Origin of the sequence: Novosphingobium percolationis, assembly GCF_020179425.1 — a bacterium.
Taxonomy (GTDB): domain Bacteria; phylum Pseudomonadota; class Alphaproteobacteria; order Sphingomonadales; family Sphingomonadaceae; genus Novosphingobium; species Novosphingobium percolationis.
Window position 1 is genome coordinate 1 of record NZ_JAILYM010000011.1, and the last position, 23496, is coordinate 23496.

A 23496-nucleotide genomic window follows, 5' to 3' on the forward strand; every position below is an offset into this window, starting at 1 on the left:
TTTTGGCATTGGGCCCTCGGCGCTGACGGAGGCCATGGGCATGCTCAACCACCATTTCGCAGCAGCCGCCTGATCGGCGCAGAGCGACAGCCTACCTCTGACTGCCGCCAATCTTTGCAACAGAGCCCTAAGGAGAGTCGACTGCATGCAGATCTATCAGAGCGCTTTGAGCCTCAGCGCAACTGACCTGGTAGGTTATTTGAATTGTCGGCATTTGACGCAATTGGAGCATGCGGCAGCGCGCGGTGAGCTTTCGCGCCCGAAATTCTTCGATCCAGCCCTCGAGGCGCTCTGGGAGCGCGGCAAGCAGCACGAACTGGCCTATGTGGACCATCTGCGCGCCCAAGGCCTTTCATGCGTCGTGATTGAAGGCGTGGACGTCAGCGACGAGGCCGTCGCCCAAACCATTGCCGCCATGCGGGCGGGCGTTGATGTGATCGTCCAGGGTGCGCTGAGAGGCGGATCCTGGGTTGGCCGCGCCGACATTCTGCAGCGCGTTGATACGCCAAGCGACCTCGGCAACTGGTCCTATGAGGCTGCCGACACCAAGCTCGCCCGGGAAACGAAAGGCGGCACCGTCCTCCAGCTGTGCCTCTACTCCGAGCTCATTGGCGGAGTGCAAGGCACAATGCCGGTCTTCGCCAGCGTCATCCCGCCCTGGACCGACTTTGAACCGGAGCGGTATCGGCTCGCCGATTTCGCCGCCTATCACCGTCAGGTGAAGCAGGGATTGCTTGGAGCGATCGGAACCGACAAGCCCGGACAGACCTACCCGGAGCCGACGTCAAACTGCGATGTCTGCAATTGGAGCACGCGCTGCGACAAGCAACGCAGGGATGACGATCATCTTTGCCTCGTGGCGGGTATCTCCTCGATGCAGATCGCAGAGCTCAAGGATCACGGCGTCACGACGGCGACGGCGCTGGCGGAACTGCCGCTGCCCCTGCAATGGAAGCCGGAGCGTGGCTCGAAAGAATCTCTGACCCGCGTCCGCGAGCAGGCCAGGATCCAGCTCGAATCCAGAGCCAGTGGCGAACTGCGCTATGAACTTCTGGCACCGGTGGCAGGTTTCGGTCTCAATTGCCTGCCCGAGCCTTGCGAAGGCGATGTCTTTCTCGACTTCGAGGGAGATTCCTTTGTTGGCCAGCATGGGCTGGAATATCTTCTGGGCTTCCACTTCCGCGAGAAGGGTGATCCGCAGTACCGCGGGCTTTGGGCCCTTGACCGGGCTGGCGAGAAGGCAGCCTTCGAGACATTCATCGATTTCGTGCTCGAGCGGAGGAAGGTCTTCCCGCAGCTCCACGTCTACCACTACGGCGGGTACGAGCCTGGCGCGCTGAAACGGCTGATGGGGCGATATGGCACGCGCGAAGACGAACTGGATTCGCTGCTGCGTGGCCTCGTGTTCGTTGATCTGCTGAGTGTCGTCCGCCATTCGCTGCGGGCGGGCGTCGAGAGCTATTCCATCAAGAAGCTCGAACCGCTTTATGGCTATATTCGTGACGCCAGTCTTCCCGATGCCAACCTGGCGCTCAACCGGCTGCAGGTGAGCCTTGAACTGAACGACGCGGCGGGAATTCTGCCGGAGGATAAGCAAACCGTCGAAGCCTACAACCGCGACGACTGTTTCTCGACCGAGGCTCTGCGCGATTGGCTGGAAGCCGAACGCACCAAGCTCTTTGCTCGAGGCATCGAGGTAACCAGACCGGAACCAGGTGAGAGCGGACCCAGCGAAGGCCTTTCCGAATGGCTCGAGCGGATCACGCCGCTGATTGAGCAGCTGACTGCCGACGTGCCTGTCGATCCGGAAGAGCGCACCGCCGAGCAGCATGCGCGCTGGCTCCTGGCCAACCTTCTCGAGTGGCATCGCCGCGAGGAAAAGGCGACCTGGTGGGAATACTTCCGCCTGAGTGACCTCTCCGCAGACGAGCTTATCGACGAACGCGCCGGCCTCGCTGGTCTCACCTTCCTGGAAACGGTTGGTGGCACAGCCAAGTGCCCGATCGACCGCTACGCCTTCCCGGTGCAGGAAGCCGATATCCGCGCCGGCAAAGGGCTGCGGACGCAGGGCGGTCAGACGCTGGGCACCGTTGAGGATATCTCGAGGGAACAGCGAACCATCGACATCAAGAAGGCCTCGGCGATGGCGGACGAACATCCGGCTGCGGTCTTCGTGCATGAGCATGTGCCGTCGAAACCAATGCAGGAATCGCTGGTCCGACTGGCAACCCATGTCTGCGAGCATGGAATGGACGAGGGAGAAACCTACCAAGCAGCGCGCGACATGCTGATGCGCGTCGCGCCGCGCATTGCAGACGGCAGCGCCGTGCGGCGCGACGGTGAAAAGCCCCTTGATGCGGGCGTGCGCATCGCCCTGCTCATCTCAGCAGGCGTGTTGCCGATCCAGGGGCCTCCAGGCACCGGCAAGACCCACACGGGTGGACACATGATTTGCGAGCTCGTCCGCCAGGGCAAGAAGGTGGGGATCGTGGCCAATGGTCACGAAGTGATCCGCAACCTCTTGAACAAGGTCATCGAGATCGCCGTGGAGACCAATACCCCGCTGGTCTGCATCCAAAAGCCGAAAGGCGGGTCCAAGGAAGAAGGAACCGACCGGCTCCGGTTCGCAAAGAAGAACAATGCCGAGATCTTCGCCGCGCTCAAAGCCGATTGTAGCGTTGCAGGCGGCACGGCATGGCTGTGGTCGACCGAGGATGCGTTTGAAAGTCTCGACGTTCTCTTTGTCGACGAGGCGGCGCAAATGTCGCTGGCGAATGTGCTCGCCGTTTCGCAGGCGGCCAAAGCCCTGGTTCTGCTCGGAGATCCGCAGCAGCTTGACCAGCCCATGCAAGGCAGCCATCCGGACGGCACCGGCTGCTCTGCGCTCGACCACCTGCTTTCGGGCAAGCAAACCATCGCACCCGACGAAGGCCTATTTCTCGACGTCACGTGGCGGCTGCATCCGGATATCTGTGCGTTCACATCCGAGCTGTTTTACGAAGGCAAGCTCGGAGCGAAAGCAGAAGCGGCCGGGCAGCGGGTGAACGCCAAGGGGATCGCCGATGGCACGGGTCTGAGGTTTCTGCCCGTCGAGCATTCCGGCAATCAGAATTGCTCAACCGAAGAGGCTGACGTTATCGCCGAACTGGTCTCCGACATACTGGCGCAGGGTGCGACCTGGATCGATCGCGAGGGGAACGAAAAGCCGCTCGGGATCGCGGACATACTGATCATCGCCCCGTACAATGCGCAGGTGTTCGAGATCCAACGCCGGCTCCCCCAGGCGCGGGTCGGGACGGTGGACAAATTCCAAGGCCAAGAGGCGCCGATTTCGATCTATTCGCTCGCCAGCTCCTCGCATGCCGATGCGCCGCGGGGGATGGAGTTTCTTTACAGCCTGAACCGATTGAACGTTGCGACTTCACGCGCGAAATGCGTCACGATCCTTGTCGGCTCTCCGCAAGTTTTCGAGGCCGAATGCCGCACGCCTCGTCAGATGCAACTTGCGAATGCCTTCTGTCGGTATCTTGAACTCAGTTCATGAAACTGCCGCCGAACATCGCTTGGCACCCATGATTTTGTGTGTCAGAATCGCTGCATTAAGCTCGGATTTCTGGGATAATGCAGCGATTTTGGAGCAGCCTGCCTGCTGAATAGGTGCCCTATGTTGAAGTCATCCGACGACCCGGTTGCGACTGAGGACTGGAAGGGTCTCAAAGAGATCGACCGGGCCATCGCGGAAAATCGCCTGACTGCGTACACGTGGAAGAAAACGTGGGCTGATCCTTGGGGGCGTATCAAGTTGATCACAATCTTCGTCGGCCTAGCCGCTTTTGCCACGTTCGTTGTCATCAACGATTTGATCCTCTGATTCTACCATTCCTTCACCTCGTCGGCCGCCTCCTCGCTTGCCCCTTTGGCTCCGCGGGTAATCGCGTTTAGACCGCCTCTCGATTGATCAATCCGTCCGCGGCCGCGCGCCTGTGCCGCGCGGACTTCTTCGCTGATACCCGAGGTGTCAGGAGCTGCGCCAAGACTGCCTGATCCACCACCACCGCTGGGTCCACGGGCGCGGACGCCACCCTGGCTCGTAACGGCAGGACGGCTGACCGGCGCGAACTCGGGCAGCGTCAATTGACCTTCAATATCATCGTGCAGCCGGTCGGCGTAGCTCTCCACGAACCGCGCCTGAAGCTGCTGGCCCTGTGCGCTCATCTGGAAATTGATGTCGTCGAAGCGGACTGGGCCATAATAGTCGCGGTTCGCTTCAAGCTCCGCCATGCCCCATTCCCGATACGCTTGGCTGAGATTGAGCGAGCCGGCAGCGTTCGCGCCTTCGTACCAGGAGGCCTGATTCTCAAGTCGGCTCGCCAGTTCTTCGGCGCGGCGTGCTTCGACCGAATAGGTCTGTGCTTCGGTCAACGAGCGGCTGAGACCCGCGGCACTGGTCGAGACCTGCGAACTCGAACTTGAGCTCGTTTGGCGCAGGAACCCTTCGCGCGTGCTCGACCAGTTCCGCGTGTCAGAAAGCTGCTGCAGCGTCCCGGAAATCCGGTTGCGATCCTCAGACGCAATGCCGACGTCGCTGTCGGTCCAGCTTTGATTCCGGCCTCCCTTACCACCAATAGATGCACTTCCGACGCCCGCTTCACCTTTCAAGCCGAGAGATGCTTCACCATTGAGGAACCACGACACGGTGATGTCGTCGGCGGCTCGGCGCGACAGGCCAAACTGCCGCTGCAGGGTGGTGGAGGCATTGTCGACCTCGCTGAAGGCTGCACCGATGCTGTCGTTGCTGCCAGTGCCGCTGACTGTTTCCGAGGAGTGGCCTTGGCTGTAGGCGTTGCGGATCTCGTTGAACCGGGTGACGGCCGAACTGGTCGATTGCTGGGCAAGGTTCGAATAGGTCTCGCTCTGCCCCCGGCTCTGGCTCGCCATGGTCGAGAGCCTGCTCGTGAAATCCTGCCCGAGCGTTGGCGTGAACGGGTACTGCGAATTCGGCACGGTCGCGAACTCGGCCTCGCCAAAGCTCGTCGTCTGGGTGCCCACATCGCTGAATCCGCGCGTCTGCGGGGCGCCGTAGGAGATGCTCGGATTGAGCGCCCCTTGGGCAAACTGGCGTGAGAAGACCGTCGAATTGTCCAGATTGCTGTTACCGAGCGAGACATTCCCGGTGCTCGCCTCGCGCGCCGCTTCCTCGGCCGCATTCTGTGAGGGGTTGAGGTAGGAAGTTGCCTGCCCAGAAATCGCGAGCGCGCCCTTGGCGACGCCGCCAGCCAGGAACGGAACCGAGGCCACGAGATAGCCAGCCAGAAGCCCGATATCGCGGTTGACGTCGGTCATGCCTGCGAAGGTTGCGAGCGACAGGCCGGTACCGGCTCCGGCGGCCGCGACATCGCTCGCGCCCTTGAACATCAGGATCATGTGCAGGATCACGAAGAGCGGGCCCCATGCCGCGAGGTAGAAGAACCCGGTCACATAGCCGCGCAGCGCAATCGGCCCGGTCTTGGGCATCAGGAACAGCGGAAAGATCACCGGGAACATCGCGTAGAACACGACCGTCAGCACGACGTTGAGGATGGGGACCCATTTCATCGCGTTCTCGGCGATCGAGGCATAGGTCCGCTCGGTCTGAATGTCGGCACGGGTCTGGGCGAAGACATCGACGCTCGACGTCCCGCTCGCGCCCGCGAAGCCGTGCATCGCCTGGTTCATGGCGTTGATCGTCAGGACCTGGCGGAAGATGTCGCTCGCGTTCTTCGAGACGCCTGAGAGATACTGGTAGGCGACCGGTAGGTCCGCGAGCAGCTTGGTCTTGGCGAGCGCCGCGGTCTGACGCGGATAAAGCTGCCGTCCGGCGCTGAGCGCCATGGAATCGATCAGCCCCGCCCACTGGTTCGATAGCGCGGTGTAGGCATCGCGGCAGGTGACGATCGACGCGGTCACGCTGTCATCGGCTTGCCGCGTCAGGAATTTCTGGGCCCGCGCCGCACTTCCGGGCGCGATCGTGGTCCAGATGTCATCGCTCTCGGCGAGCTGCTTCATCGAGTAGCGGCCAAGCAGCAGGTCATAGAACACGCATTGCCGGACATGCTCGTCGAGATTGGCGGCAAATTCCGGGTCCGAAATGCGCAGGGAGCGCGTCGCTTCCATCAGCCGAGCGCCATAGATCATTCCGTTCTTCGAGTAGTTGAGATCATCGGGCAGGCCAAAGACGAGCTCGGCCGAGCGGGTGAGATAATCGCCGACCTGGCTCGTAAAACTCGCCATGAGCGCGAGGCCGAGCGGCACGTTGGCGACGTTTGCAGGCGCAAGGCTCGGGTTGACCCGGTCGGTCACATGGACGTCCATGCGCGGCACCATCAGGCACATGTAAATGAGCGTCGCGCCGAGGAACCAGTTGAGCCAGGCCCGCCAGTCCTGGTTGAAGGCAAGCACGATGACCGCCAGTGCCAGCCCCATGACCATGGTCACCTGGATCAGGCTCTTGTAGCCACCCGCGCCCGTCCAGTTGGCGACGGCATTGAGGACATTGACGATGTACTCGCCGCCGCCGACCGTGAAGATCTCGATCATGACTTGTCTCGCCTTAGGGGACGATGGAACGGGACTGGAGCGCGCGCGACCAGTCGAGCGATGCCGCCATCGAGGGCGACATCGAGGCGGCCAGCATGTTCTCGATCATCGCCGTCTTCTCGATGATCTGCATGATGGCAGAGACCTTGGCTTGCCCTGTCGCCTGGCGCTGCGCGAGGCTCGAGCGGACGTCCGCGACTTGCGAACGCCAGATGGCGAGCTTGGCTTCGTCGGCTGCGATAAAGCTCGCCATCGAGCGGCCAGCCTCGGACACGATCCGGTCGAGCACCGCGTAGAGCAGGTCGATGCTGGTGATCTCGGCGAGCGTGTCGCGATCATCGGTCGCCATGCCCCGGCCATAGGCGGCCTGGACCGTCAGGATCTTGTAAAGCGGAACCGAAGCGACCTGGAGCAGCTCCTTCTCGGCATCGCCAATCGCGGTGTCCGAGCGGATCGCGGTCACCATGCTGCCGATCAGCGCAGCCACCCGCGGCCGGATTGCCTTGGCGGAGCTGAGGCTCATGTCCCGGAACGTCGGATTGAGGCACTGGTCCGGCTCGTCGCAGGAAAAGACCCGGACGGTCTGGCCTTGCGTCCCATCGAGCAGCGCGGTCACCAGGGTCGAGGATGCATCGCCCGCAAACGGCACGAACTTGCCCGGCTCATCGTCCTTGGGCGGGACGTAGATGACCGTGCCGATCAGTGTCATCGCATATTCGGCGAGCTCGCGGTCGAATGTCCCGTTGGACGTGAAGAAGGCTGACTTCTTGAGGACGTGCCAGGTGTAGTTGCGCGCCACGGCCGGGTTCACGTCGGCATAGCTTGCACCTGCCCCGGAGTTGGTCGAGCTTCGCTGCCCGCGCGTGCCGCAGCCGTGCTTGGCCGCCGCATAGTCGGTGAAAATGCCCTCGCTGTTGCCGATCGCCTCGCAGATCGCCTTGTCGGCCAGATCGCCCTTGGGCCAGATCCCGCCGACCAGCCCTTGCGCCATCTCGCAGGAGTTGATCGACAGGTTGTTCATGAGCTGCGCCTTCTGCGCAAACTCCTGCATGATCTTCGAACATTCAGGGCAGACCGTGTCGATCGCCAGGCTGAAGGCAAAGCCCACGGCATTGTTCGCAACCGCCTTGAGGAGCGCGACCATCTCGCTCGCGTTGATAAAGCTGAAGCTGCCGGCGAAGATATCAATCCCGCCGCAGCCGGCCCGCGCTTTGGGCAGCTGGAGATTGGCGATGTTGGTTGTCTTTTGCGGGAAGCGCGTCCAGACGTTGCCGAGGCTGTAATAGCCCGCCGACTGGCCCTGGAAGGCGCTCGGCCCTGTAACATTAGCGGCTCCGCCCATCTCGTTCATGAAGCGGTCCATGCTGTCGCCGACATTGGCGTGGAGAGGCGTTGCAACGAGGCTCGTGGCGGCAAGTGTAAGCGCCGCTGTACGCAGCTTAGAAATCATGGCCGGCTTCCTTTGAAGTCAGGAGAAAGATGCGGTCCTGCAGTTCGTCGGCCGACAGGACGCCGTAGCCGATCGGGATCGCGCGCCCCGCTTCGCTGTCCCACAGGACCAGCGCCGGGGTGATCTTGGGCTCCAGCCCCATGCGCGGGCGCTGCCCGTTCTCGACGGTGTATTGCGGGAAATGACGCGAAGGACCGCCGTCGGTCGAAATAGCCCGGACCGTCAGGTGCCAGCGATCGGCGACCGCCTTGACGATCGGGCTCATGACTTCGCAGGCACCGCAGGTTTGAGCGAAGAAATAGAACAGACCGTAGCGGTCACCGAGGTGCGCCATGATCGTGTCACGCTCGGCGGCGCGGGCGTCCTGCCATTGTCGCTTGGCCAGCGTGCCGACCGGGCGCTCGAGCGTGTAGTCAAGCTCGGGCTGCTGCCAGATCGCGCGCTGCCAGACGTCGGAAAACAGTGAGGCCCGATCAAGCTGCTCACGCTGGAAACGGATGTAGGCGGTCACGTTCTGAGGCGTCGGCTCGATGATCGCACGGGCCTTCAATTCGCGTAGCTCGGCCGTGACGGCTTCCAGCTGGGCCGTTGCCGACTGCGTCTGAGGCGTCGATCCCTGCTCGCGCGGTTCGGCCCGCTTGGGCCGCACGCAGTAGAACCAGTACCCGAGACGCCGCTCACCGCAGTAGAAGGCATCGGCCTCGCCGGCGGTCACGGCTTGATCCGAGCCATGGTCCTGGGCGACGAGCGGCATTGGCGGGACGACCAGCGCAGCCGTGAGGGCGGCGGTCACAAAGGTACGAAGCGCGCTCACTGGCTGCTCCTTTCATAATAGTCGCGGATCTTCTGCTGGATCAGTTCGGAGGTCTGCAGCTCGTCGGGGAGGCGCGCAGCGTCGGTGAACTCGGCGTAGACTTCCGAGAAATCCATGCGGGAGAGGTCAAGCCGGGCGAACTCGTCGAGCGTGAAGCCCAGGCACTGCTCGGACTTAGGCTTGGCCCAGGGCTTGGGCAGCTGCGCGCGGCCCTGCTCCTGCAAGATGCGGGTCAGCTTGGATTCAAAGCAGCAGTAGACCTTCTTCTTGGTCAGACAGACGCCAAGGAAGCTCGAAGAGCAGTAGGTTCCGACATAAGCGCACAGGCCCTGCGCATCGCGTTGATGGAGAAGAATTTCCTCGCGACCGCAGCCGAGCGCAACCAGCAGCTGGATGCCCGGGATGAGCGGGAAGCCCTTGCCCTTGCAGCAGTTGAGCACGCCGAAAACCTTGGACGAGCAGGTCTCGCGCTCGCCCTTGAACAGGGTCATGGTCTCAGGATCGAATTCGCGCCGCGCCTGGTCCATCGCGCTCAAGGCGACGACCGCGTCCTTGAATTCGTCGTTGGCTTCACGCTGGATTGTCTCGCACGAGCCGTCGATGCAGTAGACGTCGCCATCGCAGACATATTGCTGGCCAGAACTCTCACTCGGTGGCACCGGGCACTCGTAGACGCGCTCGGCGGTCGCGCAGGGACTGTCACCCGTCAGGCAATCCTCGCGCACGAAATGGCAGCTGCCGTTCGCCTCGAGCTCGCTGCAATCATTGCCGGCGATCCTGGCTGAGCAGGTGTAATTGCGCTGCCAGGCCCAACATGGCTGGGTCACTGGCACGCCATCGACGATCCGGGTGACGGGATCGCTGTCGGTGCAGACCTCGCTGTCCTGCGAGCAATTGGCATCGCCCGCAAAACCCGAGCACTGGCTCTCATTGCGCTGGGTCGTCACCACGGTTTCGGTGGTCGTGGTGTAAGGCGTGGCGCCCTCGACCGGGGCGGTGCAGCTCACCAAGTCGACACGTAAGTCGCCGTAATTGCAGCCCCAGTAGATCCCGAAATAAGGATCGCAGAGGTTGATCGGCCAGGACTGAGTGACCGTGCACTGCGGTGCCGGATAATGGCTGCAAGCGTAGATGCTGGCGGGATCGACCCCGCTGCCGCCGACGCAGTAATAGCCATAGATTTGTCGTGGGGCCGCGCTGGCCTCCAGCGTGATCGGACAGGATGCGGACTTCTGCTCGGCCGTATAACCGGTGTTGCAGGTCGCCATGTAAGTCCCGACAGAGCCGGTACCCGGCGGCAGCGGCACGCAATTGCCCTTCGAGCCGGAAACCGACATGCCGCTGGTGTAGTCGAGCGGGGTCTCGCTGATCTTGCCCGATCGCGCGAGGATGCTCTTGATTTCCTGGGGTGAGAAGCGCGCCCGATTGTTCATCGAGTCCTCGATCGTGCGGATGGCCGTGTTGCCGGTGGCTGTACTGCGCGCCGCGCCCTCGATCCGGTCCGGATGGGCGGCCAGATCTTCCAGACTCTGCGTCCCGGCGGGGTTGAAACCGGGAACGCGCGAGGCATCGGGTGCAGTCGTCGCTGCATTCTTCACCTGGTCGATCACCGCGTTGCCGAATGCCTTGCCATCGGCCTTCGCGTCCGCGGTCGTCTGCCCTGAATTCGATTGGGCCGTGGCCGACTGAACCGCGCCAGCCGATAGCAGCCCGGCGCAAAGCAGCATCAGGATCTGTCTCATCGATCCTCTCCCTTTTCGAGGCGGGCAAGATGGAGGCGCGCCAGCGCGGCCCCGGGGCCGGCACCGTCCTTGAAGGTTTCGAGGACCTGCCCGACCGTCACATTGCCGGTCAGCCGGTCGTGAGGCGGCGGAACGTCCTGGCAATCAAAGCCATCGCAAGGAGCGAAGTCGCTCCCCACCATGACAAAGCTCGGTGCGGCCTCGATGTGAAAGGCGCGGAACAGACGCGGGTCGATGCCGAGCGCCTGCGGGGCATCCTCGCCTTGCCAGATCTCGGTCAGGAGCGCCTTGAACCGGGCGGAATCGCCGGATGGAAAGCCCCGCAGCACCGTCACGCCGCCGGCGCGGCCCATGTCGCGCACCACGGCCTTCAAGGCCTCGGGCGGCATCGACAGGCTGGCAAAGGCGATGAAGCGCGGGCTCTCGCCAAGCGGCGCCTTTTCCGCCTCAGCCCGCTCGCGAACCATCGCATCGAAATCGAGGACGTCCGTGCTTTTCGACATAGGTGGCAGGCTGTCGGCATAGCGTGCGCCAGCGGATTGGGCCCGGTCCTGGGTTTGGAGCGCGTCATGGTGCAGCGCTTCGGCCCGCCCGCGGACTGTCGCCGCCAGGGCGGCTGCGTCCTCGGCATGCTCTGCCGAGCGGGCACGAATGGCGTCGAGGTCGATGCCGTCGGGGGCACTCTGAGCGAGCGCGAGGCCCGCGAGGGGTACGGCCAGTCCCAGCGGGATGAGAAGGAGTTTCCGGTTCATAGTGCGCAGCAGTTCCGCTTGCGCCAGACGAGGTAGCCCATGTCCTCGCCGATCGCGGGGATGACCTGTCCGGCCGATTGAAAGGTGGTGGCGGCACCGATCGGGGGGCAGGCATAGCGCCCCTTGGTCGCCGGGTTCGGATTGGTGGCCTGGAAGCGGTATTGCTGCTTGCGCATCACCGGCATCAGGTATTTGCCGCAGAGTCCCTTGCTGCCCATCGTGCCCCAGGCGACGAGCTCGCGGTGGAGCTTGTAGGCAAAGCGCGAGAGCACGAGCCGCGAAGCCTGGACATGCCCGATCGAGGCCGAGACGTTGCCGTTCATCGGGTACATCGAGCCCTGGCAGCCAGCGCACCAGAACATCTCGTCAACCGGCAGGTGGACTGTCGAGGACACGCAATCGGCAGCGCAGGCGGCGAGCGCGAGCGGGTTGGCGAACAGGACCGCCTCGGGATTGATGATCGCGGTGAGTTCGCTGTCCTGCCAGAGCGGATCGATCTCGGAGATGTAGAGAATGTCGATCGAGCCCGATTCCAGGCACAGGAAATCGGTGACGATCTCCATCCAGTAGATCAGTGGATAGGCATACCAGTGGACGTGCCAGCTCGAGTAATTCTGGCTTGCCCCACCGATCGCCGATGGCCCCTTGATCGAGCGAAAACCGATATCGAACCCAGGATCGAGCTTCATCCCGCCCAGGTTGACGAAGCACCATGGCTTCATGCTGACGTCGGCAAGTCGGACCGGCTCCCAGAAGCCCATGGCGATGCCCGGCCGCAAACCGCAAAGGCACAGCGGCAGGGTCGGGTTGGAAGGATCTGGACGGCTCGACGGCCAGATCTTGAGGCCCCCGACCGAGATCGGAAACAGGCAGGACCAGCAGATGTCAGTGATCGGGTTGACGAAGCTGCCGGTGCAGCGGCCGGGGCCCGCATCTGCACTGGCTGGACTGGCCAGCATCAGGCCCAGCGCTCCGAGCGCAGCCGCTACCAGACGACGAAGATGTGTCATGGGCGGACTCCTTGACGGGGTGGAAGGACGATCTCGCTGACTTCGAGTGCGCGGCCTTGCTGGCGCACCCGCGCGGGTACCGCGCCGATCCCAAAGTGGCGGATGAGTTTGCCGCCCTGATCGAAGTAGAAGCGCCGCTGCCGTGCCTTCATCAGCTCGAGCGGAGCGCCTTTGGTGAGGATGAGCTTCGCAGCCCTAGACTGGCTCAGCGCCCAGGCGAGCTGCTCGGGATCGTCGCCGTCGAAGAACAGGAGCTCGGCGCGCAGTGGCACGCTGTCGAGCGGGTTCACGCGCGTGCCGCGGGCATGAATGAGCTCGCCCTTGGCGCCTCGAATATCGGTCTCGAGCGTGATCGTCGGATCAAAGCTCCAGCGGCGGGCGGCGCTCGCGCGGACGAGCCCGTCGACCGGTTCGGGCCGGTTGACCCGGGTCGCCGTGCGCTGCTGCAGTTCCTGATTGAGCCGCTTGGTCTCGCCCGACTTTTCCATGGCGGTCAGCCGCGTATGGATCTGCTCAAGGAGATCGCGCTCGATCACCGGGAAGACCGCGCCTTGCTGACCATAGTCACGAGCCTCGGCCGCAGGGACGCAGGCGAGGCAGAGCGGAAGGAAAAGCGCGCGCCTCACAGGATCGACCTCCCACTGCCAAGAATGTGGCCACGGCAGGCAAAGCCCACTTCGGCGTAGCGGCTGTCGAAGCCGCGCGGATGGTCGCTCCCGACATAGAAGCAGTTCCGCGGGATGACGCCTTCGGGTCCGGGGCTGAGCTTGAGCCCGAGCCGGGTTTTCGTCAGACGCGCGCCGACCTTGCGCCCGTTGACCAAGACCTCGGCGCCCTCGTGGCTCACCACGTCGCCCGGCAGGCCGAGCACGCGCTTGCCGAAAAGGTGCGGACCTTTCCCGAAATGCCTCTCGAGCATCGGCGAGGCTGGCGGCTCGAAGAAGATCAGGCTGCCGCGCGAAATCGGCGCCGACTTGTCGAGCCAGAAGGCCCAGTTGGGCAGGCTCGGGCTCGCATTTATGAGAAATGCATGGTCCTCACCGAAAGCGGCGATCGGCGCCCAGGCAAACGGCAGGGCGACAATCCCGGTGAGGAGCAACGGACGCCGGACCCGGCGCAGCGTGCGGGCGACAAGATCCGTCATGGCCGCTTCTCCCGGCCAAGCTTGGCGGCAACCCGCTGCTCGAGTTCGCCCGTGGCATCGGGGACGTCACCGCTGAGCACCGCTTCGGCGACCAGCACAACCCGACCATTGCTGCCCATTTCGCGCACAGCGGCCTCGGCGGCCTGAAGGTAAGCCAGCGTCCGAGCCTGCCCATCCTCGGGCGCCTTGCCGCTGCGCGCTTCGGCATCGACGAAGCGCGCGATCGTTTCAGACAGGCGCACGGTGACGATTTGCTCACGGGGACGCGCCACTTCGCGGCTGACCCAGGCGCCCCAGAGAAGGAGGCAGACCGCGAGGAGTACGCCGCCAAGCCGGAGCACAAGGGAACGATTGAAGGACTGAAATGGTCGAGCATCAGCCATTGGTGGTCTCCTTGGATGCCGGAGCGAGCGCTATTTCGAGGCGCTTCAGGAACCGCGGTGCGCGTGCCACGAGCACGCCAAGCGAGGTCGCGAGGAACACGCCCTGAAGGTCCTGCGAGAAGGCAATCCGCCGGATTGCGTCCGCCTCGCGGTAATGGTCGGCAAGATTGGCAAGCTGCGAGAAGAGAAGTCCCAGGTCCCAGCCCGCGAGGAATAGGAACGCAAAGAGCGGCAGTCCGAGCACAATCAGCAGGCTCGAGACCGCAAAACGCGAGGCCTCGATGAGGAGAAAGCATGTCCCCTGCAGAAACGGCAGTAGGCGCTGAGGCGGCGACCACACGCCGATGTGGTCGAAGGGTGTCTGGTGGAAGGCCATCAGCGCTCTCCCAACGGCAGGCCCGCAACCTTTCGGATCGCATCGGCGAGCGGCATGCCGCGGGCCTCGAGCGCCTGGATCGCGGCGTAAGTGTCGGGGTCGGACGAAAAGATCGTCGCCGAGAGCGAATCCAGAACCAGACGGCCGATGGCCTCGGTCTCAGGCCCCTTGATGAAGATCTCGGAATACTCCGCGCCCGAGCGCTTCAGCGACCGGATCAGGGTCTCGGTGCGATCGTCCATGTCGAGCCGGGCGCTCTGCCGGAAATCGGCAATCGTCTCGGCCTTCTGCTGGAGGATCAGCATCCAGTCGCTGTTTTCGAGTGCCGCGCGCGCGCCGTCAGACTTGTAGTAGTCGTTCAGGGACTGGGTGGCGGTCGCAAGCGCGCCGCCATATTTGCGCGCGGTGCGAGCATAAGTCTCGACGAATTCGCCCATCGAGCCGCCCCGCAGCATTGACCAGGCCTCGTCGATCAGCAGCAGCTTACGCGTTGCTCGCGACGTGCGCGTCATGGCCTGGCCGGTCATGAACATGATCGCCGAGAGGACCACGCTCCTGAGTTCCTCGCGGCTCGCAAGGTCGCTCATCTCGAAGACGGTGAAATCATCGTCGAGCGCGAAGCTGGCCTGCCCTGAAAAGAACCCGCCATAGCTGCCGCCCCGGCAGTAGGGCGCGATCGCGGTCGCAAGATTGACGCCGAGCTCGCCGCCGCCCTGTTCGAGGGCCGCCGCGATATCGTCGATGCCGCCGCCGCTGCCGAGCGTGTCCCAGACCGTCGTCACCGCTCGGTCGATGAGGCCGCGCTCGGTATCGCTCGGCTTGTCATCGTGCCGCGCCATCTGGCCGATGATCGCCTTGATCATCGCGAAGCAATCGAGCCGGTAGTCTTCATCGCCCGCCGCCCGGGCATCGTCGACCATCGAGAAGGGATTGAGCGAGAAGCCCGCCGCCAGCGTGAACTCGACGAACCGGCCGCCCTGAAGCTTCACCGAATGCTCGAACGAACGGCCATCGTCGATCACGACGACCTTGGCGCCCGCGCCGCGAAGGGCCGCGCAAAGCTCCTGGAGCAGGACCGACTTGCCCGACCCCGACTTGCCGCAGATGGCGATGTTATGGTTGCCGGCCCCATTCTCGAACGGCGACCACCAGAAGGGCTGGCCGCGGCGACCGACCAGCAGGAGATGGGGCACGGCGCGACCGAGATATTCGCCCTGCATCGGCGCGATATTGGCCGCCGTGGTCGAAAGCATGGTGCGCATGCGCTTCAGGCGCAGCATGTCGTCGGCCAGCCCATCGGCGAGGCTTAAGGGGAAGGCTGCAACCAGGCCCTGGAGCTGGAGAAAGCGCTCGTCGGCGAGATCCCAGCCTGCCGCCTTGAAGATCGCCTTGATGACGCGTTCATGCGCGTCGCCCTGGCCGAGCGGCGAATAGCTGGTGAGCCCGTAGAACAGCTTCACCAGCTTCTTGCCGGCCTGCAGTTCGTTTTGGACGTGCCGCCACTCGGCAGACTGGTCGGCAAGCTTGGGCAGGAAACGCGCACTCTTGGTCTGGCTCAGGCTCGTGGTGCGCATGAACTTGTAGCCGGCGCGCGCCGAGGCGGCTTCCTGGTCGGGATAGACCAGACACAGCATGGTCGCGGTGGGGCAAGGAAAACGCAGCTTGTCGGTGAACATGTCGCCGATGAGGCGCGCACATTCCCAAGGCGCCCAGCGTTCGGGGAACGCGCGCACGGCAAAATGGCGCAGATCGAAGCTATCGGGCAGGCATTCGCCGACTTCGGGATGGCCCGCGCGGTCGCGGCCGATCTCGCGGAACCGCTCGGTTCGCAGCACCATGCGGTCGTCTTCAACCTCGATCTCGATGTCGCTGCGGATCGCCTGGGCGTCGATCTGCTCGAGCGGATTCCAGCTTTCGCGCTCGGGTTCGCGGGCCGTGGTCGGCGAGGTCAGTTCGTCGATCAGCCCGATCAGCGCCGAGGGCCGCAGCGCATGGGCTTCAAGGCCGAGCGAATGAATGAGACCCAGGAGCCCCTCGCGGCATTCGGCGAGTTCGGCATCGGCGACATGCGCGCTTTCTGGCACGCCCAAAGAGACGATCAGACGGCTGCTGCGGACATGGAAGGGCGCGTGCGCCGACCCGCTCTCCCAGACGAGATCGTAGAACCGGGCGATCCGCTCCCGCGCGATCGCTTCGTAAATCCCGCCCTGCTCGTAGCGGGGTGCGAACCACGGCGAGACGACCTGCCCAATGCGGGGGCTCGCGAAATTGAGCACCTGGAGGCAGGCGCCCTGGGGCAGCCCTTCAGAGAAGAACTGACCTAGGATCTCGCCAGTGCGCTCATCAGCGCCGATGAGCGGCGTCACCTCGAGAATGAAGCCCTTGGAGCGGGCATTACGGTAAAGCCCGGCGCTCTCGTCGAAGACCCGGTACGGGAGCCAGTCCGAGAACATGTCGAGGCCGAAGCTCATGCGCGGCTTTTCCGCCGAGGCCGTGTCCGCAAACAGCGAGCCCATCAGCGCATCGCGCGCGCTGGCAAGCGAGAGAGTCATGGTTTTTGACCTTCCTGAGAAGCGGGCTCCTCATGGTGTGCATCAGGGTGGGGGACCCGGGCCGGGAGGGAGGCAGTCCCGGGTCCCCCGGCCGGCGCGTGCTGCAAGGGGGCAGTCAGCACGTCCGGCACGGCGGTGGTGGTAGGATCGGCAGGAAGATCGGCCGGGGGACCGACCGGGCGCGGCGGCTCCGCCGCGCTCTCGGGATGACGAGCGGCGCTCACTGCACGGGCGAGTGCCCGAGCGACTTCGCGGCGGCTCGCCGGATCCTGAAACTGGCTGGCCGCGCTCGTCGGCAGCGGCACCTCGACGACCCGCGCTTCATGCGTCCGCCCATCTGCGTCGCGATAGGCCGCGAGCACGACGCGCAGCCGTCCTTTGGATATCTCCGGCTGGATGCGGGCCGATGGCTGCCTCATCGCTTCGGGCGTTTTGCCGGAAGCCTGGGTGGCCGCTTCATCGATCACCGAAGTCGGCGCGCAATTGCCCTCCGGTGCCCGGCACGAGAAGCTCCCTTTGACGTTGCCGCCGAGCACCGTGCAGCCGCTGGTGATGACAACGAGGGCAGCGAGCGCCGCAAGACGCAGCGGTGCGAGTGAATGTCTGTCGGAGCGGTGCATCACTGGCCTCCCTTGTTCGGGGTGAGGCCAAGGAAGCGGCGGATCTCGCTCGCCGGGCGATAGCCCTGCAGAACCGCGCCATCGCTCGCCCGCACCAGCACCGGGGTGCCGTTGAAGCCATTCGTTTTGGCGAAAGCCTCGTTTGCATCGAGGCCCTTGGGCTTGCAGCCCGGTCGCGCCTTCGGCGCCTCACCGGCATAGGCGGCATGGAGCGCGGCGGCCGGATCGGACGCGCAGAGGACGGCCTCAGACAGCGCCCGGCTCTTGGCGCCGAAGATCGAGATCGGCCGTTCCTCGACCTGGACGTTCGCCTTCGTGAGTTCGCCGGTCAGCCGCTGGCAGTAGCCGCAGTGGAAGTCCGAAAAGACCACCACCTTGGGACCTGCCGGATTGCCCCAGCGCACAGCGCCATCGGCGGGCAACTTGGCGAGATCGACCTTGGTCGGGACCGCGTTCGCCGGCTCTTCGTCCTGCGCCTTGCTCTCGGCGCCCGCGCGCGCTGCGCCGGCGGCGATGAGGTCAGGGTTGAGCTCGAGCAGGCGCGCTGCCGTCACATCTCGGCGCGTCTCCATATCGTAGAGCCGCCCCACCAGGAGGTAGCGGGCAGACGCATCGACGTAGAACAGCGTGCTCCCCGACACGACCTCGCACAGCCCGCCGAAGCCCTCGCAAGTGAGTGCGTCGATCGGCGTCTTGGGAAGGCGTGCCTTGAGTGCAGCGCGCACGGCGCTCGAGGTGTCGCTCGCCTGGGCCGGCGCAGACGTCACCGCCGCGAGACCGAGGCTGACGACGGCGAAGGCCGTCGTGAGGGCAAGCGCTGCCGTTGCGGCGCGGGCTTTGAAACCCGGCCGGAAATCCGTGTAATTCATTTCGTGTTGCTCCTGACGTGAACGCCGTCGAGAAAGACGATCTCGACCTCGATGCCGGTCGGCATCTCGACGACGGGTTGGTATTGTTCGGCGCGTTCGATGAGGTACTTGCTCACCGTATCGGCGGCCTCGCCGGCGCCCTGGCCGATGCCGCCCGTGACAATGTCGGTCGGCGAAAGTGCCTGCCGCTTGCCATCGGCCCCGATCTGACCGGTGAAGATGCCGTTGGCATTGGCAGAGAAGCCCCGGCCAAAGCCGCCGACGATGCCGGCAAGGAGGGCTTGGCCAACCAGACTGCCTTCGCGGCTGACGACACGGCCACGCACGCCCGACTTGCCGGCAAAGCTGATGAAGCCTTTGACCTCGCTCACCGCATAGCGGCCGCCCGGCTGCGCGCAGGTCATGCGCGCCAGCTTCACATAGACTTTCTCGCTGCTGAGATCGCCGCGGGCCGCGCCGTTGACGAGGCAGCCGGTGATGTCGGTCGTCAGCACCTTGCCGCCGCGCATGACCGAGCGTGCCGGGCCGGTAATCCGCAGCACCACTGGGAGCGGATCGGTCTGGCTGGCGACACCGGTCGAGGCGTCGACCCCGACAATGACCCGCGCCGGCGCATAGCTGTTGGGCGGCAGGTAATCGGGGCTGTCCTGCAGCAGGAGCTGCGGGGCGGCGGTGTCGCCGGCCGGCTTCTTGGGTCCGGCACCGCCGGTCTCGAAGCTCATCAGGCTGACCTTGGCATCCGCTGACGGGCCATCGGCGGCCTGCCGATTTGCACCGGGCGCCGGGTTGCCAGCACCCGGAGTGACACCAGGGCCATAGGCTGGGGGCGGCATGACCGGTGCAGCCGATGCGCGCGAGGTCTGGTCGAGCTGTACCTTCAAGGCCGCGTTCTCTGCCGAGATCGCATCGATCGCGTGCTGACCGTCGGTGCGCATCTGCGCATTTTCGGCCTTGAGCGCGGCGAGCTGCTGCTCGAGCTCGGGGCGCGAAACCTGGCCTTCCTTGAGCGCCTTGATCTCGCGGTCCTGGGCATCGGCCCGGTTGCCGTAGGTCGCGACAAACTCGCGTTCGGACAGGTTGCGGTTGACGAGCCCGCCGGTGTCGATCGTCACCGCTTCGCCGGAATCACCCGAGCCTTTGTCGTTGTCGCCGCTGAACAGGAACGTCGCGCCGCCAACGAGGGCGATGGCGCCGACACCAATGAGCAAAGCCTTCTGCCGCTGGGCAATCTGGCGATTGAGGTTACGGCGTCCGACTTCGCGCCGGCTCTCAGGGGTGGCGGCCACCTGGCCGTTGTCGGCTGCGGTTTCACCGCCTGACCGTTCGGTTTCTTGTGCCATTACTCGAGCCCTCCCTTGCGGAAGACAAGGAAGGCGCTGGTCGTCTCGCCAGGGCGCAGCGCATCGCGGCCATAGGCAAAGGCGATGGTTCCGGCCGGACCCTCCCGGTCGGCCGCAAGGTCAAGCGGCTCCTTGCCGAGGTTGCGTAAGACCAGGCGCTGCCCGACGAGCTCGGCACCGGAGTATTCCGCGACCAGCTGGACTTCGATCCCACCGGTCTTGCGGGGGAGCCCCAGTTCGGCGCGAGCCGAAAAGCCGGGAAGGACCGCATCCCCTGCCATGGCCTCGATCAGGCGGATCGCCGCCTCGTCGGGACCTGCCGCCTGCTCCCAGTCTTCGGCCTCGTGGGTCTTCAGCGCAGGGTTGGTGACGAAGATCTGGCTCGCCTCTTGGGCAGCCGTCCGGCACGCGAACTTGTAGACGTAGCCCGCCTTGCTCGTGGCAAAGAAGCCCACCCGGTCGGCGGCAAACTGCGGCGGGACCGAAATGTAAATGTCGCCGCGGACCGGCTCATGGGTCACAGTGAAATCGTTGTAGGGATATGCGCTGGCGATCTTCGAGACGTTGGCAAAGCCATCGTCGATGAGCGCAATGCGGGTCAGCTCGCCGCGCGAGAGCACGCAGTCGATCTTGGCGTTGTCGGCCGCTTCGACGAATTGGTCGGCAAAGGCCGGGGACACGCTGAACGCGAGGGCGCACAGGGCGGCGCCAAGCGCGGTCGTGGGGGTAAGATAGCTCATGGCCGTCTTCAGTCCTTCTGGCTTTGGTCTTGCAGCTGCTCGAAGCCGGTGAGCCCAAGGGCGAGGCCGTGCCGGCTCCAGCGGAACCGGAAGCTGCGATCGTTGCTGGCGATCACCTGCGCGCCGACGAAGGTCTTGAGCGTGCCGGTGACGGTCGAAGTGAGGGCGGCCGGGTCGACCTCCATCTTGCGGATGACGAAGACCTGGCTGATGTCCGAGCCGCGCTGCTCGTCGACGATCTTGACGAGCTCGGCCTTGAGGCGGCCGTGAGCGGCCGGATCGGCGAGCTTCAGGATCTCGGCCATCCAGTAGTCGAGGCCTTGCGGGCTCCGATTGAGCAGCATCAGCGCAGTGTCGCGGGTGACGAGCTCGAGGTAGTGCGCGTCCGGTCCGGCGCTGGAGAGCGAGAGCCGTTCGCTGGTCACCGGGACCAGCACAACCTCCCGGTCCCGGGTTGCCGCTGCCCCCACGCTAAGCAGCGTGGTGACAGCCAGACCGCCGGCGACCAGAGCCAGCCAATTGCGCTGGCGCAGGTATTTCTGGGCCTCTTCGTATGCGAATTCTGCGCGCATCGCTTGTCTCCCTCAGCCGGCCAGGAGGCGGCAATGGGAGGGCGGCGTGGCCTTCAGCCCGAGGAAACCCCCGGGCATGTACCAGTAGGCAGCATGCACCAGCGCCGAGCCCGCGTTTCCGGATTTCGCCTTCCGCAAGACGAACCAGGCCGCAAAGGCGAGAGCGATCCCGATGAAGATGTGCTGCGCCAGGATCCCCCAGGCAAAGGGGATCAACAGCCCCGCGAACTCGTCGATGGTCCAGAAGCCGATGAGCTCCGGATCGTCGAGCCGTTGGGGAACGAGGTACTTGTCGGCCATGATGCCGCCCTCCCGCCGTGACCGGATCCGCTGATCAGATGACCGCGGTCACGACCGAGGTGACGATCGGCACGCCGGTGCCGACGCCGATGCCGACGCCCACCGGGACGGCGATCTGGCCGAGCGTGAAGCGACCCGAAGCGAGGCCGATGAGGCCACCCGCGAGGCTGAGCACGGTGATGATCTTGCCGCCCGAGCCCTCGAGAAAATCGGTGAACTTCACGAGAGCGGGATCGAAGGTGGTGTCGGCGCCGGCATAAGCCGCGCCGGCACCGGCGAGCGCCACCAGCGCGGGCAGGATGTAGTCCTTGAGCTGGGTACGCCGGGGAAGCTGGAGAGGGGTATTCATGAGGCAGGGCCTTTCGAGGATTGAAGGAACAGCAAGCGGCGAACCGTTCGCTGTCTGTTCTTCGTGATCCCTCGATGGGCCTGTAGGAAATCGCGACCGTCGTTCGAGGCCTGCCGACTAAGCAAAAAGCGACATCCACCGGTGTGTGAGCCGGGAATCGCGCTGCCTTGATCTCTTTGAGCGCCGATCTGGCCGAAGATCGCGCGAACCGGGCCGGAGTCTGCGCCGAAGCGGTCGGTCTCTGCGCGAATCGCTGAGCGCGACTGATTCGCGCCTTCCTCAATGTTCCTTTTATGTTCTTTTCGTTTTCCTACAGCCTTCCTCTTCCGATAGCCGGTGAGTCGATCATTCAAGCCAGAGGAGAAACAGCAATGATCGACATGGGCGTACTTGGTGAAAGCCAGACCCGGCGCGACCTCGCGCACCTTCTGCACACGGCGGTCGAACGGAGCGGTCGCAACCGCTGCGAAATCGCGCGTGAGGCAGACCTTCATAAAGACGCGCTACGCCGGACGCTGTGCGGCGAACGAAGCCCGAGCCTTGGCGAAGCGCTGCGCATCCTCGCCTCATCCGGCATGGCGCCGCACGCTCACCTGCTGCTGTTCTTGGGGGCCGGCGGCGACCAGGCAACCCGGTGGCTTCAGACCGACATCGCCCAATTCTTCGAGGAACTGGTCGGCGAACTTCCCTCCGCGCTCGAGCGCGTCCTTGGCAACCAGGTCCATGACGTGAAGCCCCGTTGGGCCAAGGGAACAGCCCACCGGGTGGCGAGGCTTCTTTCCGACCACATCGACGAGCTCGAACGCAAGGATGCACTGCTGGGTGAAGGCGGTACGGGCTTCGGAGGGCGTCATGGCTGAAACAGAACCATTGGCTTCAACTGAGCAACGCCGAATCACCCGTCTCATCCGGCTAAAGGAGGTCCAACATCGCGTCGGTCTCGGCCGATCCACGATCTACCGGTGGATGGCTGAAGGGAAGTTCCCGAAACCGGTTCAGCTGGGTGGATATGCCGTCGCGTGGGCGCAAGAGGACATCGACGATTGGATCTGCAATAAACGCGAAATCTGATTCTGAAGGCCCCCATGTCACTGACGATATTCAAGGAATTCGCTCCGGTGCTCGCCCAGCTCAGCGATGCCGAAATCAACCATCCGCAATCTGATCCAAAATTGCAGATGGCTGGCGAACGCATCGGCGCGCGCCATGTAGAGATGATTTACGCTCCTTTCGATCACATCAACCCGTCGGCCCGCGTCGTTATCATTGGTATGATACCGGGCCGGTTTCAGGCCACCAATGCACTGCGCGCTGCGCGAACTGCATTGGTGCAAGGTCGACCAATCGAAGAGGCGGCGGCTGCCGCCAAGACTTTTGCCAGCTTCTCGGGCGAACCCATGCGGACCAACCTCATCCGCATGCTCGACGCCATCGGCCTTGCGAAATGGCTGGGACTGCCCTCCGCGGCCGCGCTATGGTCCGAACGGAATGACCTGGTCCACTTTACCTCGGCTCTTCGCTATCCGGTTTTCGTCGACGGACAGAATTGGTCTGGCACGCCCGATATGGTGAAGACACCAACTCTGCGTCATTGGTTGGAAGCTTACACTGGTCAGGAACTGCGCGCCTTGCCTGACGCTATCCTCGTGCCCCTTGGTCCAAAAGTTGCTACGGCGATGCAGGCCTTGGCGGCTCAAGGCCTACTCGACGAACGGCGCATCTTGGTCGGTCGCCGCATCCCAGCGGGGCCAATGCCGAGAGAATTGCCTACTTCTTGGGCGACAAAGCAGCAGAGCGCTGCTCAGCCAAGACCAACACCGCCACGATTTCGCAGGCCAAGGTTGACCTGCAGGCTCGAGTTCGCGCTTTCACCAATGCCTGAGCATGCCATCAGTGCGATCGCTCAC

At 64.2% G+C, this 23496-nt stretch carries 22 protein-coding genes; 4 read left to right on the forward strand and 18 right to left on the reverse strand.

Going from position 1 to position 23496, the window contains the following annotated elements; genetic code table 11:
- Window positions 1-145: 145 nt before the first annotated feature.
- Both K3A84_RS19505 and K3A84_RS19510 read left to right on the forward strand, forming a co-directional pair.
- Window positions 146-3544 (forward strand): TM0106 family RecB-like putative nuclease, encoded by a 3399-nt coding sequence (locus K3A84_RS19505; protein ID WP_225011203.1) that lies wholly within the window; start codon window positions 146-148, stop codon window positions 3542-3544.
- A gap of 120 nt (window positions 3545-3664) precedes the next feature.
- Window positions 3665-3871, forward strand: coding sequence for a hypothetical protein (locus K3A84_RS19510; RefSeq protein ID WP_225011204.1), 207 nt, complete (start codon window positions 3665-3667; stop codon window positions 3869-3871).
- A gap of 2 nt (window positions 3872-3873) precedes the next feature.
- Here the strand turns inward: K3A84_RS19510 and K3A84_RS19515 are convergent, their stop codons facing one another.
- Genes K3A84_RS19515 through K3A84_RS19600 form a run of 18 tightly spaced genes read right to left on the reverse strand, consistent with a single transcriptional unit; the run spans window position 3874 to window position 21589 of the window.
- Window positions 3874-6576, reverse strand: a complete 2703-nt coding sequence (locus K3A84_RS19515; protein WP_225011205.1) for a conjugal transfer protein TraG N-terminal domain-containing protein — start codon at window positions 6574-6576, stop codon at window positions 3874-3876.
- Window positions 6577-6589: 13 nt separating this feature from the next.
- A complete protein-coding gene (locus K3A84_RS19520) occupies window positions 6590-8026 on the reverse strand; it encodes a conjugal transfer protein TraH (RefSeq protein ID WP_168853135.1) in 1437 nt (478 codons plus the stop codon).
- Window positions 8016-8780: a conjugal transfer protein TraF gene (locus K3A84_RS19525; protein ID WP_225011234.1), complete on the reverse strand. Its 765-nt coding sequence runs from the start codon at window positions 8778-8780 to the stop codon at window positions 8016-8018. Before K3A84_RS19525 ends, K3A84_RS19520 begins: the two co-directional genes overlap by 11 nt.
- Window positions 8781-8836: 56 nt before the next feature.
- Complete coding sequence (locus K3A84_RS19530) at window positions 8837-10567, reverse strand: conjugal transfer protein TraN (RefSeq protein WP_404823191.1); 1731 nt, start codon at window positions 10565-10567, stop codon at window positions 8837-8839.
- An 11-nt stretch (window positions 10568-10578) separates the two neighbouring features.
- Window positions 10579-11334, reverse strand: coding sequence for a type-F conjugative transfer system pilin assembly protein TrbC (locus tag K3A84_RS19535; RefSeq protein ID WP_212608989.1), 756 nt, complete (start codon window positions 11332-11334; stop codon window positions 10579-10581).
- Window positions 11331-12344: a conjugal transfer pilus assembly protein TraU gene (gene traU / locus K3A84_RS19540; protein WP_030538253.1), complete on the reverse strand. Its 1014-nt coding sequence runs from the start codon at window positions 12342-12344 to the stop codon at window positions 11331-11333. The genes K3A84_RS19535 and traU overlap by 4 nt, the downstream gene beginning before the upstream one ends.
- Complete coding sequence (gene traW / locus K3A84_RS19545) at window positions 12341-12970, reverse strand: type-F conjugative transfer system protein TraW (RefSeq protein WP_212608990.1); 630 nt, start codon at window positions 12968-12970, stop codon at window positions 12341-12343. Before traW ends, traU begins: the two co-directional genes overlap by 4 nt.
- Window positions 12967-13488: a S26 family signal peptidase gene (locus K3A84_RS19550; RefSeq protein WP_212608991.1), complete on the reverse strand. Its 522-nt coding sequence runs from the start codon at window positions 13486-13488 to the stop codon at window positions 12967-12969. The genes traW and K3A84_RS19550 overlap by 4 nt, the downstream gene beginning before the upstream one ends.
- The gene (locus K3A84_RS19555; RefSeq protein WP_212608992.1) at window positions 13485-13871 is read right to left on the reverse strand and encodes a TrbI F-type domain-containing protein; all 387 of its coding nucleotides are present in this window, start codon (window positions 13869-13871) and stop codon (window positions 13485-13487) included. The genes K3A84_RS19550 and K3A84_RS19555 overlap by 4 nt, the downstream gene beginning before the upstream one ends.
- Window positions 13864-14247 (reverse strand): hypothetical protein, encoded by a 384-nt coding sequence (locus K3A84_RS19560; RefSeq protein ID WP_212608993.1) that lies wholly within the window; start codon window positions 14245-14247, stop codon window positions 13864-13866. The genes K3A84_RS19555 and K3A84_RS19560 overlap by 8 nt, the downstream gene beginning before the upstream one ends.
- On the reverse strand, window positions 14247-16799 hold the full coding sequence (gene traC / locus K3A84_RS19565; protein ID WP_225011207.1) for a type IV secretion system protein TraC: 2553 nt from the start codon (window positions 16797-16799) through the stop codon (window positions 14247-14249). Before traC ends, K3A84_RS19560 begins: the two co-directional genes overlap by 1 nt.
- Window positions 16796-17419, reverse strand: coding sequence for a hypothetical protein (locus tag K3A84_RS19570; RefSeq protein ID WP_129405222.1), 624 nt, complete (start codon window positions 17417-17419; stop codon window positions 16796-16798). Before K3A84_RS19570 ends, traC begins: the two co-directional genes overlap by 4 nt.
- Window positions 17419-18288: a DsbC family protein gene (locus K3A84_RS19575; protein ID WP_129405223.1), complete on the reverse strand. Its 870-nt coding sequence runs from the start codon at window positions 18286-18288 to the stop codon at window positions 17419-17421. Before K3A84_RS19575 ends, K3A84_RS19570 begins: the two co-directional genes overlap by 1 nt.
- Window positions 18285-19628, reverse strand: coding sequence for a TraB/VirB10 family protein (locus K3A84_RS19580; protein WP_225011208.1), 1344 nt, complete (start codon window positions 19626-19628; stop codon window positions 18285-18287). Before K3A84_RS19580 ends, K3A84_RS19575 begins: the two co-directional genes overlap by 4 nt.
- The gene (locus K3A84_RS19585) at window positions 19628-20368 is read right to left on the reverse strand and encodes a type-F conjugative transfer system secretin TraK (RefSeq protein ID WP_129405224.1); all 741 of its coding nucleotides are present in this window, start codon (window positions 20366-20368) and stop codon (window positions 19628-19630) included. Before K3A84_RS19585 ends, K3A84_RS19580 begins: the two co-directional genes overlap by 1 nt.
- An 8-nt stretch (window positions 20369-20376) precedes the next feature.
- Window positions 20377-20940, reverse strand: coding sequence for a type IV conjugative transfer system protein TraE (locus K3A84_RS19590; protein ID WP_129405225.1), 564 nt, complete (start codon window positions 20938-20940; stop codon window positions 20377-20379).
- Window positions 20941-20952: 12 nt separating this feature from the next.
- Window positions 20953-21240: a type IV conjugative transfer system protein TraL gene (gene traL / locus K3A84_RS19595; protein ID WP_070157786.1), complete on the reverse strand. Its 288-nt coding sequence runs from the start codon at window positions 21238-21240 to the stop codon at window positions 20953-20955.
- A gap of 34 nt (window positions 21241-21274) precedes the next feature.
- Window positions 21275-21589, reverse strand: a complete 315-nt coding sequence (locus K3A84_RS19600) for a hypothetical protein (protein WP_066559731.1) — start codon at window positions 21587-21589, stop codon at window positions 21275-21277.
- A 371-nt stretch (window positions 21590-21960) separates the two neighbouring features.
- Here K3A84_RS19600 and K3A84_RS19605 point away from each other — a divergent pair, with 371 nt between their 5' ends.
- Window positions 21961-22449: a hypothetical protein gene (locus tag K3A84_RS19605; protein ID WP_124809283.1), complete on the forward strand. Its 489-nt coding sequence runs from the start codon at window positions 21961-21963 to the stop codon at window positions 22447-22449.
- Window positions 22442-22660 carry a helix-turn-helix transcriptional regulator gene (locus tag K3A84_RS19610; protein WP_124809284.1) on the forward strand — a complete coding sequence of 73 codons (219 nt, stop codon included), beginning with the start codon at window positions 22442-22444 and terminating at the stop codon, window positions 22658-22660. Before K3A84_RS19605 ends, K3A84_RS19610 begins: the two co-directional genes overlap by 8 nt.
- Window positions 22661-23496 lie beyond the last annotated feature (836 nt).

Excerpts from the sequence above, each read along its gene's own strand:
- K3A84_RS19525 (WP_225011234.1), bottom strand. The coding sequence starts at position 8,780 with ATGCCGCTCGTCGCCCAGGACCATGGCTCGGATCAAGCCGTGACCGCC.
- K3A84_RS19605 (WP_124809283.1), top strand. The coding sequence starts at position 21,961 with ATGATCGACATGGGCGTACTTGGTGAAAGCCAGACCCGGCGCGACCTC.
- traL (WP_070157786.1), bottom strand. The coding sequence starts at position 21,240 with ATGGCCGACAAGTACCTCGTTCCCCAACGGCTCGACGATCCGGAGCTC.
- K3A84_RS19520 (WP_168853135.1), bottom strand. The coding sequence starts at position 8,026 with ATGATTTCTAAGCTGCGTACAGCGGCGCTTACACTTGCCGCCACGAGC.
- K3A84_RS19580 (WP_225011208.1), bottom strand. The coding sequence starts at position 19,628 with ATGGCACAAGAAACCGAACGGTCAGGCGGTGAAACCGCAGCCGACAAC.
- traU (WP_030538253.1), bottom strand. The coding sequence starts at position 12,344 with ATGACACATCTTCGTCGTCTGGTAGCGGCTGCGCTCGGAGCGCTGGGC.
- K3A84_RS19530 (WP_404823191.1), bottom strand. The coding sequence starts at position 10,567 with ATGCTGCTTTGCGCCGGGCTGCTATCGGCTGGCGCGGTTCAGTCGGCC.
- K3A84_RS19535 (WP_212608989.1), bottom strand. The coding sequence starts at position 11,334 with ATGAACCGGAAACTCCTTCTCATCCCGCTGGGACTGGCCGTACCCCTC.
- K3A84_RS19575 (WP_129405223.1), bottom strand. The coding sequence starts at position 18,288 with ATGAATTACACGGATTTCCGGCCGGGTTTCAAAGCCCGCGCCGCAACG.
- K3A84_RS19570 (WP_129405222.1), bottom strand. The coding sequence starts at position 17,419 with ATGCACCGCTCCGACAGACATTCACTCGCACCGCTGCGTCTTGCGGCG.
- K3A84_RS19510 (WP_225011204.1), top strand. The coding sequence starts at position 3,665 with ATGTTGAAGTCATCCGACGACCCGGTTGCGACTGAGGACTGGAAGGGT.
- traC (WP_225011207.1), bottom strand. The coding sequence starts at position 16,799 with ATGACTCTCTCGCTTGCCAGCGCGCGCGATGCGCTGATGGGCTCGCTG.
- K3A84_RS19515 (WP_225011205.1), bottom strand. The coding sequence starts at position 6,576 with ATGATCGAGATCTTCACGGTCGGCGGCGGCGAGTACATCGTCAATGTC.
- K3A84_RS19585 (WP_129405224.1), bottom strand. The coding sequence starts at position 20,368 with ATGAGCTATCTTACCCCCACGACCGCGCTTGGCGCCGCCCTGTGCGCC.
- K3A84_RS19555 (WP_212608992.1), bottom strand. The coding sequence starts at position 13,871 with ATGGCTGATGCTCGACCATTTCAGTCCTTCAATCGTTCCCTTGTGCTC.
- K3A84_RS19550 (WP_212608991.1), bottom strand. The coding sequence starts at position 13,488 with ATGACGGATCTTGTCGCCCGCACGCTGCGCCGGGTCCGGCGTCCGTTG.
- K3A84_RS19560 (WP_212608993.1), bottom strand. The coding sequence starts at position 14,247 with ATGGCCTTCCACCAGACACCCTTCGACCACATCGGCGTGTGGTCGCCG.
- K3A84_RS19600 (WP_066559731.1), bottom strand. The coding sequence starts at position 21,589 with ATGAATACCCCTCTCCAGCTTCCCCGGCGTACCCAGCTCAAGGACTAC.
- K3A84_RS19610 (WP_124809284.1), top strand. The coding sequence starts at position 22,442 with ATGGCTGAAACAGAACCATTGGCTTCAACTGAGCAACGCCGAATCACC.
- K3A84_RS19505 (WP_225011203.1), top strand. The coding sequence starts at position 146 with ATGCAGATCTATCAGAGCGCTTTGAGCCTCAGCGCAACTGACCTGGTA.
- K3A84_RS19590 (WP_129405225.1), bottom strand. The coding sequence starts at position 20,940 with ATGCGCGCAGAATTCGCATACGAAGAGGCCCAGAAATACCTGCGCCAG.